16 protein-coding genes are annotated in these 15,355 nt (G+C 57.8%); 11 read left to right on the forward strand and 5 right to left on the reverse strand.

Annotated features, from left to right (window positions below; all coding sequences use genetic code 11):
- The first annotated feature begins 22 nt into the window (after positions 1–22).
- The 11 genes from PSES9_RS0106505 to PSES9_RS0106555 all read left to right on the forward strand — a co-directional run bounded on the left by PSES9_RS0106505 (position 23) and on the right by PSES9_RS0106555 (position 9,245).
- On the forward strand, positions 23–1,141 hold the full coding sequence (locus tag PSES9_RS0106505) for a phosphoribosyltransferase domain-containing protein (RefSeq protein ID WP_010485230.1): 1,119 nt from the start codon (positions 23–25) through the stop codon (positions 1,139–1,141).
- Positions 1,131–1,883 (forward strand): hypothetical protein, encoded by a 753-nt coding sequence (locus PSES9_RS0106510; RefSeq protein ID WP_010485232.1) that lies wholly within the window; start codon positions 1,131–1,133, stop codon positions 1,881–1,883. The genes PSES9_RS0106505 and PSES9_RS0106510 overlap by 11 nt, the downstream gene beginning before the upstream one ends.
- Entirely contained in the window at positions 1,880–2,974 is a 1,095-nt protein-coding gene (locus PSES9_RS0106515; RefSeq protein ID WP_010485234.1) for a cysteine protease StiP family protein, read from the forward strand. Before PSES9_RS0106510 ends, PSES9_RS0106515 begins: the two co-directional genes overlap by 4 nt.
- Entirely contained in the window at positions 2,974–3,924 is a 951-nt protein-coding gene (locus tag PSES9_RS0106520) for an HpcH/HpaI aldolase/citrate lyase family protein (protein ID WP_010485236.1), read from the forward strand. Before PSES9_RS0106515 ends, PSES9_RS0106520 begins: the two co-directional genes overlap by 1 nt.
- On the forward strand, positions 3,924–4,658 hold the full coding sequence (locus PSES9_RS0106525; RefSeq protein ID WP_010485238.1) for an HAD family hydrolase: 735 nt from the start codon (positions 3,924–3,926) through the stop codon (positions 4,656–4,658). The genes PSES9_RS0106520 and PSES9_RS0106525 overlap by 1 nt, the downstream gene beginning before the upstream one ends.
- A 2-nt stretch (positions 4,659–4,660) precedes the next feature.
- The gene (locus PSES9_RS0106530) at positions 4,661–5,245 is read left to right on the forward strand and encodes a TerD family protein (protein WP_010485240.1); all 585 of its coding nucleotides are present in this window, start codon (positions 4,661–4,663) and stop codon (positions 5,243–5,245) included.
- Positions 5,245–6,426, forward strand: a complete 1,182-nt coding sequence (locus PSES9_RS0106535) for a TerD family protein (protein ID WP_010485242.1) — start codon at positions 5,245–5,247, stop codon at positions 6,424–6,426. Before PSES9_RS0106530 ends, PSES9_RS0106535 begins: the two co-directional genes overlap by 1 nt.
- Before the next feature lie 46 nt (positions 6,427–6,472).
- Positions 6,473–6,922 carry a tellurite resistance TerB family protein gene (locus tag PSES9_RS0106540; protein ID WP_010485243.1) on the forward strand — a complete coding sequence of 150 codons (450 nt, stop codon included), beginning with the start codon at positions 6,473–6,475 and terminating at the stop codon, positions 6,920–6,922.
- A 45-nt stretch (positions 6,923–6,967) separates the two neighbouring features.
- Positions 6,968–7,966 carry a TerC/Alx family metal homeostasis membrane protein gene (locus tag PSES9_RS0106545; protein WP_051120938.1) on the forward strand — a complete coding sequence of 333 codons (999 nt, stop codon included), beginning with the start codon at positions 6,968–6,970 and terminating at the stop codon, positions 7,964–7,966.
- A gap of 36 nt (positions 7,967–8,002) precedes the next feature.
- Entirely contained in the window at positions 8,003–8,578 is a 576-nt protein-coding gene (locus PSES9_RS0106550) for a TerD family protein (protein WP_010485246.1), read from the forward strand.
- An 88-nt stretch (positions 8,579–8,666) separates the two neighbouring features.
- Positions 8,667–9,245 (forward strand): TerD family protein, encoded by a 579-nt coding sequence (locus PSES9_RS0106555; RefSeq protein WP_010485247.1) that lies wholly within the window; start codon positions 8,667–8,669, stop codon positions 9,243–9,245.
- Between the two features lie 137 nt (positions 9,246–9,382).
- On the opposite strand, the gene PSES9_RS0106565 is transcribed toward PSES9_RS0106555, so the two are convergent.
- The 5 genes from PSES9_RS0106565 to PSES9_RS0106585 all read right to left on the reverse strand — a co-directional run bounded on the left by PSES9_RS0106565 (position 9,383) and on the right by PSES9_RS0106585 (position 15,354).
- Positions 9,383–10,222: an ion transporter gene (locus PSES9_RS0106565; RefSeq protein ID WP_010485249.1), complete on the reverse strand. Its 840-nt coding sequence runs from the start codon at positions 10,220–10,222 to the stop codon at positions 9,383–9,385.
- Positions 10,223–10,328: 106 nt separating this feature from the next.
- Positions 10,329–11,249, reverse strand: a complete 921-nt coding sequence (locus PSES9_RS0106570) for an urea transporter (protein WP_010485251.1) — start codon at positions 11,247–11,249, stop codon at positions 10,329–10,331.
- Positions 11,250–11,419: 170 nt separating this feature from the next.
- Positions 11,420–12,835: a pyruvate kinase gene (gene pyk / locus PSES9_RS0106575; protein WP_010485253.1), complete on the reverse strand. Its 1,416-nt coding sequence runs from the start codon at positions 12,833–12,835 to the stop codon at positions 11,420–11,422.
- Complete coding sequence (locus PSES9_RS0106580; RefSeq protein ID WP_010485255.1) at positions 12,835–14,106, reverse strand: glycerate kinase type-2 family protein; 1,272 nt, start codon at positions 14,104–14,106, stop codon at positions 12,835–12,837. The genes pyk and PSES9_RS0106580 overlap by 1 nt, the downstream gene beginning before the upstream one ends.
- 357 nt (positions 14,107–14,463) lie before the next feature.
- On the reverse strand, positions 14,464–15,354 hold the full coding sequence (locus tag PSES9_RS0106585; RefSeq protein ID WP_010485257.1) for a 2-hydroxy-3-oxopropionate reductase: 891 nt from the start codon (positions 15,352–15,354) through the stop codon (positions 14,464–14,466).
- Position 15,355 lies beyond the last annotated feature (1 nt).

Consider the following 15,355-nt stretch of genomic DNA (forward strand, 5'->3'; position numbering starts at 1 on the left):
AGCCAATCTAGGAACATTGTCAATGGCTGGTAACACCGCAACACACATGCTTAGTGCGCAACTGATGCGCGGCCTGCTCGAAGTCAACGTCGAGGGTTGCGTCGGTGCGCCTGATGAATTGTTCGGCTTTGCCGAGCGGCACAATCCCAAGCGTGCATTTTTGTTCGTCTCCAAGGTATTAGGGCGCCATATTCCAGTGCGTCCCTCGGTGATGAATGCAAGTTTTGAGCATTTGGCTGCCAAGATCCCGGCTGACTTACCCGGTCCGGTCGTGGTGATCGGCATGGCCGAGACCGCTGTCGGTCTCGGCGCGGGTGTACATCGTGCCTACAGCCGCACCCGGTCGGACACGCTTTACATGGTCAGTACCCGTCATCCGACCGGCACCGAGCTCTTCACCCGGTTCGAAGAAGAGCACAGCCATGCCAGTGCTCACTTGATCCACATGCCGCTTGAGCCTGAAGCGCTGTTGAACGCACGTTCGCTGGTGCTTGTCGACGACGAAGCCTCCACTGGAAAGACATTTATCAACCTGCATCGCGCCCTGGTCGATGCGGGTATGAACCAGCTTGAGCGTGTTGTCACATGCGTACTCACCGACTGGTCGGGCAATGCCGTTCGCAACAGCATCGGAGCCTCTACGCAGCAAGTATCCTTGCTCCAGGGTTGCTATCAGTTCAACGAAGATCTTGAGGCGCCACTGCCGCAGATGCCTGCCGTGGGCACCGTCGAAGCAGGCAACTGGCCGCTGTCCGCACGTAACAATTGGGGTCGCCTGGGGGTGCGTGAAGTACAAGACAGCTTGGCGCCTGGCCTGCAGGTCAAGCCTGGTGAACGCGTACTGGTGGTTGGCACCAGTGAGTTTGTCTGGCGGCCATTCCTGTTGGCCGAGCGCTTGGAGCGGGCGGGCGCCGATGTTCACTTCAGCTCGACAAGTCGTTCGCCCATCGCCCTTGGCCATGCCATCGGCCATGCGCTGTCATTTTCCGATAACTACGGCCTTGGGATTCCCAACTTCCTCTACAACGTCAGTCCGGGCCAGTTCGATCGCGTGCTGATTTGCTCGGAAACACCGGCGCAAGCTGTCTCGGCACAACTGCTGGAAACCCTTGGCGCCGAGGTGATTGTCGATGAGCAGTAATCGTCCGTTGGTCTTGATCGACCTTGATGACACCCTGTTCCAAACCGCGCGCAAGATGGCTGAAGGAACGCCCAGGCATACGGCAACGCTCGATATCGAAGGCCAGCCAAATGGCTACATGAGCCCCGTGCAGAAGTCGTTTGTCGAGTGGTTGCTCGCCAGTGCCGATGTGGTGCCTGTGACTGCGCGCAGTGTTGAAGCCTACAGCCGCGTACAACTGCCTTTCAGCCAGGGCGCAATCTGTGCCCATGGCGGCATCATGCTCGATGCCACAAGGTCCCTGGATCTTGATTGGCAGGCGCACATGACCGAGGTTCTGGCCGATTACCAAGAACGCCTGCCGAACTTGAGCCAAGCGACGCTTGAGATCGGCAAGGCGCTTGGCATTTCCTTACGTGGCTGGGTGGTTGCAGAGCACGGCCTGCAGCATTACGTGGTCACCAAACACAATGAATCCAGTGATGAAGTGCTGAATACGGTCCTGGCTGAAGTCCAGGCGCGCGGCTTGCTCGATGGCATGCATATCCACGCCAACAGCAATAACCTGGCGTTTTTGCCGGTTGGCCTGTCCAAGCGTCTGGCCGTCGAGGAATGGTTGCGCCGTGACCGCCAAATCAATGGTGAACGGCCGGTATTGGGCTTCGGTGACAGCATTACCGACCTCGGGTTTATGGACGCCTGCCATATGTGGGCAACCCCGGCTCGCAGCCAGCTCGCCAAGCTTGTGGAGCGCTGCCTATGACGCTGTCTCTTGCTGGGCTGGACACCGTCGGCAGCGGTAGCTATGCAGCTGATGATGTGCACTTCTTACTGCAAGCGGTGCAGATCGAAGTGACCGATGTCGAGGAAAAGGAGCGCCTGATCCAAACCAGGCAAAAGCATTATTCCGAGATGATCAGCCAGGAGCACGCGCCGACACCGGTACACAAGGCGTTGTACCAACAGGCACTGCAACAGAGCGGCGAGCGCATGGCTGCGGATGTGCAATCCCTGGCCCTGGCATTGAACCAAGCCTGCACTGGACCGTCGATAATATTGGTGTCCTTCGTGCGTGCGGGGCTGCCATTGGGGGTGTTGTTGCGTCGCGCCTTGATCGAACTGGGCCGCGATTGCCATCACTATGGAATCAGTATTGTTCGCGACCGCGGCATAGACAATCTAGCGCTTGAGGCCATTATTCAGGCCCATGGCGCCGAGAACATCGTGTTTGTCGATGGATGGACAGGTAAAGGTGCTATATCGGCTGAAATTAGGCGTAGTCTCAAGGACGACCCGCGTTTTGCGGCCGAGCCGCGCCTGGTGGTGCTTGCAGATCCTTGTGGCCGTGCCTGGCTATCGGCTTCGGCAGAGGACTGGATCATTCCCTCGGGGATCCTGGGCGCCACCGTTTCGGGTTTGGTGTCGCGCTCCATCTGGCCCGCTAATGGCGGGCTGCATGGATGCGTTGTGTACGATCATTTGACCGAGCACGACGTGACACGCGAGTTCATCGAGCACATCGAAGCCCAGCGCCGAGCTTTGGCTCCCGTCGCCCCGGCATCACCCTGGAGCGAGGATCAACGAACAGCGCTGCAGGCGGCAGCGCGGTCCGTCGTCGAGTCCCTGGCTGAACGGTTTGACATCAGCAATCTGAACCGGGTCAAGCCAGGGATTGCCGAAGCGACTCGCGCAGTGCTGCGCCGGGTACCCGACCATGTGTTGGTGCGTGACCGCAATGACAGTGATGTCCAGTTGCTGATGCACCTTACCGCGTCCGTTGGTGTTACGGTGGAAGAAGTCGGCAGCGCGCTGGGACCCTACAGGGCGGTGACCATCATTCGGAGTCTTAGCTAATGGATAAGCTGTCGCCATACGCACTCGGGGCCACGCTTTACATGCCAGCTACGCGCAGTGACCTGCTGGATGTGGTGTTTGGCTCAAAGCTGCCTGAACTGCGCTCCCTTGTCGTGTGCCTGGAAGATGCAGTGGCCGAGGTCGATGTGTCCACGGCGCTGCACAATCTCAAGGTCTTGCTCGAGGCTATTGCTGCCCGTGGCGGACGCCCAGCCGGTGCGCCGTTGATGTTCGTGCGCCCGCGCGATTCGGAAATGGCAGCAGTGCTCAATGACTGGCCTTTGATGCGCCATGTCGATGGCTTCGTCGTACCAAAGCTGACGTTGAGCAATCTGCGGGCATGGGAGCAGGCCGTGACCAACACGGACCTGTACCTGATGCCGACCCTGGAAACACCTGAGGTTTTCAATCCGAATGCGATGGTTGAGTTAGGCCAGGCGCTCAAGGCCAGCCTCGACCAGCGAGTGATCGCCCTGCGTGTTGGCGGCAATGATTTGATGGGCAGCCTGGGGTTGCGCCGTATGCCAGCTACAACGCTCTACAGCACGCCGATGTCCTATGTGATTGCGATGCTGGCTGGCGTCATGGGTTCCCAGGGCTTTGCCTTGACCGCGCCGGTGTTCGAGCAGTTGGCCAAACCTGATTTGCTCAAGGCGGAACTCGAACTTGATATCGCCCATGGCATGGTCGGCAAGACGGCGATTCATCCAAGCCAAATCAGCATCATCCAGGATTCGCTGCGCGTCAGCCTTGAAGATTTCAACAGCGCAAAGCTGATCGTCAGCGACCTGGCCCCTGCGGTGTTCAAACACAACGATGTGATGTGCGAGCCGGCGACTCACTACAAGTGGGCGGTCAAGATTCTTGAGCGAGCGCGCTGGCTTGGCGTTAAACAAACCGAGATCGGCAGCGTTGAAGCGCCGGTCCTTCTGGCTGGAGCGGCTCGATAATGCACGAGATGTTGGGTGCTGATGCCGATGATGAGCGGGTGCTGTCGGTCTTTGACTTCGATGGCACGCTGACGCGGCGTGACAGTTTTGTCCCTTTTCTCAGGTTTGCTTTCGGTAGAACTGAGTTTATCCGCCGGATTTTTACCCTGGCGATACCTAGCTTGCGTTTCCTTTTCAGGCATATGAACCGTGATGAACTCAAGGCCCATTTGATCGCCAAGTTTCTGACCGGTGTCGAGGCGCAGTGGGTTGAACACAAGGCAGTGGCATTTTGCGATCGCTATTGGACCCGGCTGATGCGTCCATCGGGCTTGTCGTCGGTCGCCGCCGAGGTCGAGTCAGGTGCCGAGGTTACGCTTTGCTCGGCGTCTCCAGCCTTGGTCCTCGGCCCGTTTGCCAAGCGACTTGGGATCAAGTTGATCGCCACCGAGCTTGAGGTTGTCGACGGAGTTTTGACGGGCCGTATCAGCGGCAACAACTGCCGCTGCGAAAACAAGGTGATCCGGCTCGAGGCGGTCTACGGGCTCCTCAGCGAGTATCGGCTCAGGGCCTGGGGTGACACCCGTGGTGACCTGGAACTGCTGGCCGCAGCGCAAGACGCGCACTGGCGGCACTTTCACTCCGCCTGGCGTCGTGGACGCAAGCGCAGGGCCAAGAAGCGTAAAGAACAAGCGAGCGTTGTACAGCTCAAGTCCGAAAACCAAGCAAATACTGACGATCAACAAGGAGCGTAACCATGGCACTCACGCTGAGCAAAAACCAAACGATATCCCTGGAAAAAACTGCTGGCACTGGCCTGAGCAAAATCAGCCTGGGCCTTGGTTGGGATGCGGCAAAAAGCGGGTTCTTCGGCAAGTTGCTGGGCAGCGGCGGCGAGATCGACCTCGATGCTTCCTGCATCCTGCTCGACAGCGAGCTGAAGGCCATCGACCTGGTCTGGTTCCGTCAACTCAAGTCCAATGACGGCTCCATCCAGCACTCCGGTGATAACCGTACCGGCGAAGGCGACGGTGATGACGAAACCATCAAGGTCGATTTGCAGCGCCTGCCTGAAGCAGTCAAGCACCTGGTGTTCACAGTCAACAGCTTCACCGGCCAGACTTTCGAGAAAGTTGAAAACGCCTACTGCCGTATCGTCAACGCCAGCAACAACAGCGAACTGGCCCGCTACAACCTGTCCGAGCGTGGCGGTCACACTGGCATCGTAATGGCCAGCCTGTCGCGTGAAAGCTCGGGTTGGGAATTCAAGGCAATCGGCGTTACCACCAATGGTCGCACGGTCGATGACCTGGTTTCCCTGGCTGTGCAGGCGGTGCGTTAATGGTTGCTCTCGTACCGGGGGGTAATGCGCCAGTTGCGACCGGTCAACTCAGTGTGGATATCAACTACACCCCGATTCCTGGGGCGGACATTGATGTCTCGGCTTTTATCTTGAACGCTGCGGGTAAAGTCCGTGGCGATAGCGATATGTGTTTCTACGGCCAAACCAGTGTGCTGGGCGGTGTCGTGCAGATGACCGAATCATCTGCTGGCCGGGCCGTATTCACTGTTGACCTGAGCAAGCTCGAGCCTGTGGTTGAGAAAGTGGCGTTGACCGCCACTATCTACGAGAACAAAGCCAGTTTTGACCGTGTTTCCCAGCTTTCGCTGAACATCACGGGCGGTATCGAAGCTCAGCTTGCTACTGCGGGGATGCAGGAAACTGCGCTCATCCTCGGAGAGTTCTACCGACGCCAGGGCGAGTGGAAGTTCCGCTGCGTGGCACAGGGCTTTGCAGGCGGGCTTGAACCATTGGCCAAGCACTTTGGGGTTGAAGTTGCGGCGCCAGCGCCAGCGGCCACCCCAACGCCGCCCCCGGCTCCAGTGCCTCCAACGCCGCCTGCGGCTGCAAAGTCATCGGTCAGCCTGAGCAAGGTCACGCTCGACAAGACGCGCACCACTATCAGCCTGGAAAAAACCGCTGCCGGTTTTGGTGAGATCAAGGTCAACCTGAACTGGAATCAGCGGCCGGCCAAGAGCGGTGGTTTCTTTGCCCGCAGCAAGTCCATCGACCTCGATGTCGGCTGCTTGTATGAGCTGCAAAATGGCCAGAAGGGCGTGGTTCAAGCGCTCGGCAAGGCATTCGGAAGCCTGACGCACGAGCCTTATATACAGCTGATGGGCGACGACCGGACTGGCTCGGTGGCCGGTGGCGAGTGGCTGCACATCAATGGGGCTAAGTGGAGCGAGGTGCGGCGCATCCTGTTCTTTGCCTTCATTTATGAAGGTGTTCCCAACTGGAAGGAAACAGACGGCGTGGTGACCATCTACATTCCCGGCCAACCCGACATTGAAGTACGCCTCAACGAGGAGGGTGGTCGTGAAGGGGTGTGCGCTATTGCTTTGCTGGAAAACGTAAATGGTGCAGTAAAGGTCACCCGTCAGGTTGATTTCCATCGCGGCCATGCGGTGATGGACAAGGCCTATGGCTGGGGCATGCGCTGGACCGCAGGCTCAAAATAATATTCATGGCGCAGTCATCTGGCTGCGCCTGTCGAGGAGAACTCAAATGCTTGAGTGGCTAAAAACAAATGCGACAGCGGCACGTGACAAGCTGACTACAGAGGTCAGCAAGTTTCGTAATCAAAAATTCATGGATGCGACCACGGCAGGTTGTGCATTGGTCGCGGCAGCCGATGGTGATATTTCCTCGGCGGAAAAATCCAAGATGGTCGGCTTTATTACTAACTCGCCCGAGTTGAAAGTCTTTGACCTCAAGGACGTGATCAACTCCTTCAACGATCACTGTGCCAAGTTCGAGTTCGATCAACAGATCGGTCGGGCTGAAGCGCTGAAGGTCGTTGGCAAGCTTAAAGGTAATGATGGCGCTGCTCGCCTTCTGGTCCGCGTGGTCTCTGCCGTTGGCGCATCGGATGGCAACTTCGATGACGACGAGAAAGCGGTATGTCGCTTGATTTGCCTGGAGCTGGATCTCAATCCAGCTGACTTTGACCTTTAAGGAACTCTAGACGTGGAAACACAAATTGGATTCCCACCGCTGACTATGGCGGTTTTCGTGGGGATCGCTGTTGGTGCGCTTCTCCTCGACATGATTACCCATCGTGGCGACAAGCCAATTTCACTGACCAAGGCATCCGTCTGGTCGGTGTTCTGGGTTGCAATCTCCCTGGCTTTCGCCGGCTTCCTGTATGTCCAGCATGGCCCTGAAGTTGCCAGCCTGTTTGTCACCGGTTATGCCCTTGAAAAAGTCTTGAGCGTGGACAACCTGTTCGTGTTCATGGCGATCTTCGCCTGGTTCAAAGTGCCGGATGGCTTGCGCCACCGGATACTTTACTGGGGCATTATCGGCGCCATCGTGTTCCGCGGGATCTTCGTCGCAATCGGCACCGGGCTGCTCGCATTTGGCCCTTGGGTCGAGATTGTATTTGCAGTGATCGTGGCCTGGACCGCCGTAATGATGCTGCGCGCCGGTGGTGACGACGAGGAAGAAGAGGATTACTCCAAGCACATTGCCTATCGCTTCGCCCAGAAGCTGTTTCCGGTATGGCCGAAGCTGTATGGCCATAACTTCTTCGTCTCGCGCAAGCATCTCGAGACAGAAATTCAGAAGCCTGAAAACGCAGGCATGACGCTAGCGGCTAAAGGCGCGATTTTCGCGACGCCATTGTTCCTGTGTCTGGTAGTCGTGGAAGTGTCCGATGTTTTTTTTGCATTCGACTCTGTGCCTGCGGTTATCGCGGTCAGTCGTGAGCCGCTGATCGTCTATTCGGCGATGCTGTTTGCGATCCTGGGTTTGCGCACCATGTACTTTGTACTGGAGGCCCTGAAACGCTACCTGGTCCATCTGGAGAAGGCGGTCATCGTGCTGCTGTTCTTCATCGCCGTTAAGCTCGGCTTGAATGCAACCGACCATATGTTCCATCACGGTTACACCATTGATGCCAACACCAGTCTGATGATCGTCATGATTGTCTTGGTCATAGGCGTCGTCGCGAGCTGGATCTTCCCCGGTAAGGAAGATGTACAGCCCGAAAACAACTGAGCAACAGTATTAACCATCCAGAAAGGAGCTTTACCCATGGCACTGACTCTTCAAAAAGGCGGTAACCTGTCACTCACCAAAACCGATGCGAGCTTGACCAAGCTGCTGATCGGTCTGGGTTGGGACCCACGCGCCACCGACGGCGCTGATTTCGACCTGGATGCCAGCGCCTTCCTATTGGGTGCTGACGGCAAGGTCCGTGGCGACGCCGACTTCATTTTCTACAACCAGCTGAAGAGCCAAGACGGCTCGGTTGAGCACACCGGTGACAACCGCACAGGTGCCGGTGATGGCGACGACGAAGTGTTGAAGGTCGACCTGAGTCGTGTCGCGGCTGATGTCGATAAAATTGCCTTCGTCGTGACCATCCACGATGCCGATTCGCGCAAGCAGAACTTTGGCCAAGTGGGCGGTTCGTTCATTCGCATCGTCAACGAAGTAACCAGTGCTGAAGTCGTGCGTTATGACTTGGCTGAAGATGCATCGACCGAAACCGCAATGGTTTTCGCAGAATTGTATCGCAACAACGGCGAATGGAAATTCCGCGCCGTTGGCCAAGGTTATGCGGGTGGCCTGAAAGCATTGGCCAACTCCTATGGCATGAACTTCTAAACAGTCGATGACTTGCTGGCGCCATTAATAGCGCCAGCGAGTTTTACCATTCAAAAAAGCTCGAATTTATTGCGCAAGGATTTTGCAAATGGCTATTAGTCTGTCCAAAGGCGGAAACGTCTCGCTGTCCAAGGAAGCACCAGGGTTGAGCGAAGTAGTGGTTGGCCTGGGCTGGGACCCACGCGTTACCGATGGCTCGCCATTCGACCTTGATGCTTCGGTTTTTATCGTCGGTGAGAACGGCAAGGTTCTCGAAGACGCAGGTTTCATCTTCTACAACAACAAGAAATCCGCCGATGGCTCGGTTGAGCACATGGGCGACAACCAGTCGGGTGAAGGCGAGGGTGATGATGAACAAGTCACCGTCAAGCTCAACGGCCTGGCTGCTGCTGTCAAGAAGCTGGTTTTCTCGGTGACCATCCATGAAGCGGATCAGCGCAAGCAGAACTTCGGTCAGGTTGCCAACGCCTACATTCGGGTGGTGAACAAGGCGGACGGCAAGGAGTTGGCGCGTTACGACCTGAGTGAAGATGCATCGACCGAAACCGCGATGATTTTCGGTGAAGTCTATCGTGCAGGTGACGACTTCAAGTTCAAGGCAATAGGCCAGGGTTTTGCGGGTGGATTGAAGCCATTGGCTGAAGCCCATGGCGTCAGCATCGCCTAAACGGCACGGTTGAACTGCAACAGTTCAGCCATTGTTTGCAGGTTTCATCCACTGAAACCTGCAGCTTGGGGCCTTGTCTTGAACGTGGTGTCAAACCACTTGGCCTGGTTCTTATCCTTCCCGGGTTGCCGGATCATTTACTCTGTTTTATCAGCCTCGCGCGGGAACAGCGGGTTGCCGCAACGATTGCAGAAGGCCGCATGGGGTTCGTGCACATCTTTCTTGCAGCTTGGGCATTCACGCTCCAGTAATTCGCCGCCATGCATGGCTGTGGCCAATTCAGCAGTGAAAATCCCGGTAGGCACGGCAATAATCGAATAACCGGTGATCATCACCAGGGTCGAAAGAAACTGCCCCAGCACTGTCTGTGGGACTATATCGCCAAAGCCTACGGTGGTAAGGGTCACCACCGCCCAGTAGATGCCTTTGGGGATGCTGGTAAAACCGTGCTCCGGGCCTTCAATGACATACATCAGGGTACCGAATACGGTGACGAGTATGGCGATGCAGGAGAAAAACACGATGATCTTCTGCTTGCTGCCACGCAGCGCGGTCATCAGGAAGTTGGCCTGACGCAAGTAGGGGCTGAGCTTGAGCACCCTGAAGACTCGCATCATGCGGATCACACGGACGATAAGCAGGTACTGCGCGCTGGGGAAGAACAGCGTCAACAAGCCGGGCAGGATAGCGAGCAGGTCGATCAAGCCATAGAAGCTGAAGATATAGCGCAAGGGTTTGGGCGAGCAGTAGATCCGCACCAGGTACTCCACAGCAAACAACGCCGTGAACATCCACTCCAGGCCAGACATCCAGGCCCGGTACTGGCTGTGTATGGCCTGGATGCTGTCGAGCATCACCACGATAAGGCTGGCGACAATGGTGACCAGCAGAATGTTGTCGAAACGTTGGCCGGCCGGGGTGTCGGTAAAGAAAATGATCCGGTAGATCCGGCGGCGCAAACTCAATGTGTTGTCCATGTGCTGCTGGCGTGCTCCCTTGATTGGCGATGATCGTCGCGTTGTAACAAGCGCTTTTCAGCCTAGGGAGTTTAGCCTGCCTGATGCAAGTATTGCGCGCACTCTGCTAGGGCTTGGTGTTGCGCAGGTCAATCTGCGTTGCGCTTTGTTTGAGCAGGCGCTGGCTGGCGCTGATTAGCCAGCAGGCGAGAATAAAGGGCATGGTCAGGGCGGGGAGTCCGAGTGCGGCGAAGCCGGGTTGCAATACAAGGGCCAGGAAAATCGCCAGCACTGGTAAGGCCATGTTGCGATTAACCTGGTTTACGGCAATGGCCGCCAGAACTGCATTGTATCCATACAGCCCAGCAAGGGCGCTGTGCTGTTCCCAGCCCAGGTAAAGCGCAAAACCCAGGCCGCAGGCTGAGCCGATTAACCCCCAGGCGGCGGCACGACTGTCCGCGACAAACAGGCCAAGCAACAGGCACAGGCCGGACAGCGGTCGCTCGATAAACAGCACTTGCCCCAGCCCACGGGCCATTGCCGCCAAGCTGTTGATCAGGTCCAGCGGTTGCGACTCGGCCATGGCGCCCGGTCGTAGTTGCAATTGCAAGGGCGTCGCCAGCTCGAGTAACAACCAGCTGATCAGGACAAAGGGAAATGTGAAGGCCGGCAACCATTGGTGATTACGCATCCGCGCCATCCAAGGTGCAAGCATCAGGCTCGACAGGCCGGCGCTGGCCATGATCAGCAACGGCAAGCTCGCCGACCATTGAAACTGCATGCTGATGAGCATGCCCAGCAGGATACCGTTGTAGCCATAAAGACCTTGTTCGATGTCGGCGCTGGCATAGCCCCGGCGCTGTGCGGTGAGCATGCTGCTTAATCCGCCGAGCAAGGCCCCGCCGAGCAATTCTGGCGCGCCAACTGCGATACCGAGCAAAATGAGCAAGCCGCAGCCTGGATCGGCTTGCAGGAATATCTGGCTGAAACCGCTGAGTAAGGCTCTGAAGCCGCGCAATGCAGGCGTGGGGAGTGGCCGGGTGGGCATCTGTCAAACCGCTCGGAGGAGTGTGCTGTTAAATCAAAAAACGCCCGCAGTTGCAGCTGCGAGCGTCAGGAGTTCATGTATGTGCGGCTTTTCAGCCTTAGGTGAACATCCCTGTCCGGTGGAGCCTTAAGATGTCCTTCCCTTGAGGCGCCGTGAAGCAAACAGGGGTGTTAATGCAGTGTTTCGATGCGCAGGCTATTGGTACTGCCGGGTTGGCCGAACGGTACGCCAGCGGTAATCACCACAGTATCTCCACGCTTGGCCATGCCTTGCGCCTGGGCGATTTCAAGTGCGGTACTGGTGATTTCCTCGACCTTGTGCAGGCGCTCGTTGACCACTGAATAAATGCCCCAGGCAAGGGTCAAGCGGCGCGCGGTATTGAGATTTGGCGTCAGGCTCAGGATCGGTGACTTTGGCCGTTCGCGAGAGGCGCGCAGGCTTGAAGCACCCGATTCGGTATAGTTGACCAGAGTGGCGACCGGCAAGATGGCGTTGATACGCCGGATCGCACAACTGATTGCATCCGATGCCGTGGCTTCGGCATTGGGGCGACTGACATCCAGCTGGGCTTGGAAGTCAGGCCCGTTTTCAACCTGGCGGATGATCTTGCTCATCATGCTGACCGCTTCCATCGGGTAGTCGCCCGAGGCGGTTTCAGCAGAGAGCATGACGGCATCTGCACCTTCGGCGACGGCATTGGCAACGTCAGTGACTTCGGCGCGCGTTGGTGCAGGGGAAAAACGCATGGACTCGAGCATCTGCGTGGCGACTACGACCGGGCGACCCAGCTGGCGGCAGGTGCGGATAATATCCTTCTGGATGCGCGGTACATTTTCAGCCGGTACTTCAACCCCCAGATCACCGCGTGCGACCATGATCGCATCGCACAACCTGGCGATTTCCTCAAGGTGCTCGACCGCCGATGGCTTTTCGATTTTAGCCATCAGGAAGGCTTTGTCCTGAATCAGCTCGCGCGCCTCGATGATGTCTTCCGGGCGTTGCACGAAAGACAGGGCGACCCAGTCGACGCCCAGTTCAAGGCCGAAGCTCAGGTCGCGACGGTCCTTCTCGGTCAGCGGGCTCAACTGCAAGACCGCCTCGGGCACGTTGACCCCCTTGCGGTCGCTCAATTCGCCGCCGGCAATCACCTGGGTGTCTACTGCATCCGCGTGTTTGGCGGTGACTTGCAAGCGCAGGCGACCATCGTCGAGCAGCAGGCTCATGCCCGGTTGCAGGGCTTCGATGATTTCCGGGTGCGGCAGGTTCACACGCTGGGCCGTACCCGGTGTTTTATCCAGGTCAAGACGCAGGCTGTCGCCGCGTTGCAGCATGACCTTGCCGTCGGCGAAGCGCCCGACCCGCAGTTTAGGGCCTTGCAGGTCCATCAGAATACCGATTGGGTAATTCAGCTGTTTTTCGACTTCACGAACCCAGTTGAAGCGTTCGGCGTGATCGGCATGCTCGCCATGGCTGAAGTTGAGGCGGAACAAGTTGACGCCTGACTCGACCAGTTGACGAATATCGTCAATGCCTTTGATGGCAGGGCCCAGTGTGGCAAGGATTTTTACTTTTTTGTCAGCAGTCATCAGTCGTTGCTCTCAAGAATCAAAATGGCGCGAAAGTCGTTCACATTGGTCCGGGTCGGTCCGGTCATGATCAGCTCATCGAGTGCTGCGAAGTAGCCGTAGCCATTGTTGTTGTCCAACTCGTCACTGGCGCTGAGATTTTGCAAGCCGGCGCGGGCGTAGCTGAAGGGCGTCATGATGGCGCCGGCGTTGTCTTCGGAGCCGTCGATGCCATCGGTGTCACCCGCGATGGCATAGACCCCCGGCATGCCTTTGAGGCTGTCGGTCAGGCTCAGCAGGAATTCGGCGTTGCGTCCGCCACGGCCGTTGCCGCGCACAGTGACCGTGGTTTCCCCGCCGGACAAGATGATGCATGGCGCTTTGATTGGTTGGCCGTGCAGGCGAATCTGCTTGGCGATACCGGCATGGACCTTGGCCACTTCCCGCGATTCACCCTCAAGATCACCCAGGATCAACACCGGGAAGCCGGCGGCCTCGGCCTTGGCAGCTGCTGCATCGAGGGACTGTTGCGGCGTGGCGATCAGCTGGAAGTGGCTGCGTGCAAGGCAAGGGTCGCCGGGCTTGACGGTCTCCGAACGTGGGTCTTGCAGCCATTGGCGGACATTGGCGGGAATCTCAATGCTGTAGCGAGCCAGGATCGCCAGTGCCTCGGCGCTGGTGCTGGGGTCGGCAACCGTTGGGCCCGAGGCGATGACAGTGGCTTCATCACCGGGCACATCGGAGATCGCGTAGGTGTTCACCGTGGCGGGCCAGCAGGCTTTGGCCAGGCGACCGCCTTTTATGGCGGAGAGATGCTTGCGCACACAGTTCATTTCACCAATGGTGGCGCCGGATTTGAGCAGGGCCTTGTTGATCGCTTGTTTGTCTTGCAGGCTGATGCCTTCGGCGGGCAGGGCGAGCAGGGAAGAGCCACCGCCAGAGAGCAGGAAAATAACCCGGTCGCTTTCAGTCAGGTTGCTGACCATCGCCAATACGCGCTTGGCGACACGTTCGCCAGCGTCATCCGGAACCGGGTGTGCAGCCTCGACAACTTCAATCTTCTGGCAGTTGGCGCCGTGCTCGTAGCGCGTCACAACCAGCCCCGAAACCTCGCCTTGCCACTCACGCTCGATCACCTCGGCCATGGCTGCGGCTGCTTTGCCCGCGCCGATGACAATGACCCGGCCACTGCGGTCATCGGGTAAATGGTCGGCCAACACATGACGAGGATGGGCCGCGTCGATGGCGGTGTTAAAGAGGTCACGCAACAGGTTTTGCGGGTCGATGGACATGGCAGACTCTCTCCGGGAGGCGGATTTGTTGTCGTTATCGGGGTGCGTACAGCTTGTCGATTGCAGTCCGCAGCCGTCACGCAAGACGACTCTGGACTGGAATCGACCCTCCCGGTTTGCAGGCCGTGACACCGCGCCCCGGGGAGGTCGAAAGGGTCAGGCGATTTGTCCAACCTACCTTGGACGCACCGCCTGATTTGTTGCTCTGTTGCACCCTTGAGCGGGCAAGTTTTACCTTGTCCCACCCAGGGGTGCAGATGTCGCTTTCGTAGGGCGGGTGAGGCTTTTTTCACCCACCATTTGTGCCAAGCAACATACGACTTGCCACAAATTGCTGCGGACAAGCTTCGCGGGGCATTACTTGTCGCGGATCGAGAAGTTGGCCATGTGCTCCAGGCCCTTGATCAGCGCAGAGTGGTCCCAGTTGCTGCCACCGATTGCCGCGCAGGTGCTGAACACTTGCTGGGCGTTGGCGGTGTTTGGCAGGTTGAGGCCCAGTTCGCGTGCGCCAGCCAGTGCCAGGTTGAGGTCCTTCTGGTGCAGGCTGATGCGGAAACCCGGATCAAAGGTGCCCTTGATCATGCGTTCGCCGTGTACTTCAAGGATCTTCGAGCCAGCAAAGCCACCCATCAATGCTTCACGTACCTTGGCTGGGTCCGCGCCGTTCTTGGCCGCAAACAGCAAGGCTTCGCCAACTGCCTGAATATTCAGCGCAACGATGATCTGGTTCGCGACTTTAGCGGTCTGGCCATCACCATTACCGCCAACGCGGGTGATGTTCTTACCCATGGACTGGAACAGCGGCAGGACGCGCTCAAAGGCTTTTTCACAGCCACCGACCATGATCGACAAGGTCGCTGCCTTGGCGCCCACTTCACCGCCGGACACTGGCGCGTCCAGGTAAGCGGCGCCGGTTGCCTTGATCTTTTCAGCAAAGGTCTTGGTCGCGCTTGGCGAGATCGAGCTCATGTCGATCACAACCTTGTTCGGGCCTACGCCATCGGCAACGCCGTCCTTGCGGAACAGCACGTCTTCAACATGCGGGGTATCCGGAACCATGACGATGATGAATTCAGCTTCCTGCGCCACTTCCTTTGGATTGGCCAGGGCGATGGCGCCTGCGGCGACCAGGTCAGCGGGGGCTTCGTCGTGGTGGGTAGAAAGAAACAGTTGGTGACCTGCTTTTTGCAGGTTTTCGGCCATGGGCTTGCCCATGATGCCAGTACCGAGAAATCCGATTTTAGCCATG

Source organism: Pseudomonas sp. S9 (assembly GCF_000222125.1).
Taxonomy (GTDB): Bacteria; Pseudomonadota; Gammaproteobacteria; order Pseudomonadales; family Pseudomonadaceae; genus Aquipseudomonas; species Aquipseudomonas segetis.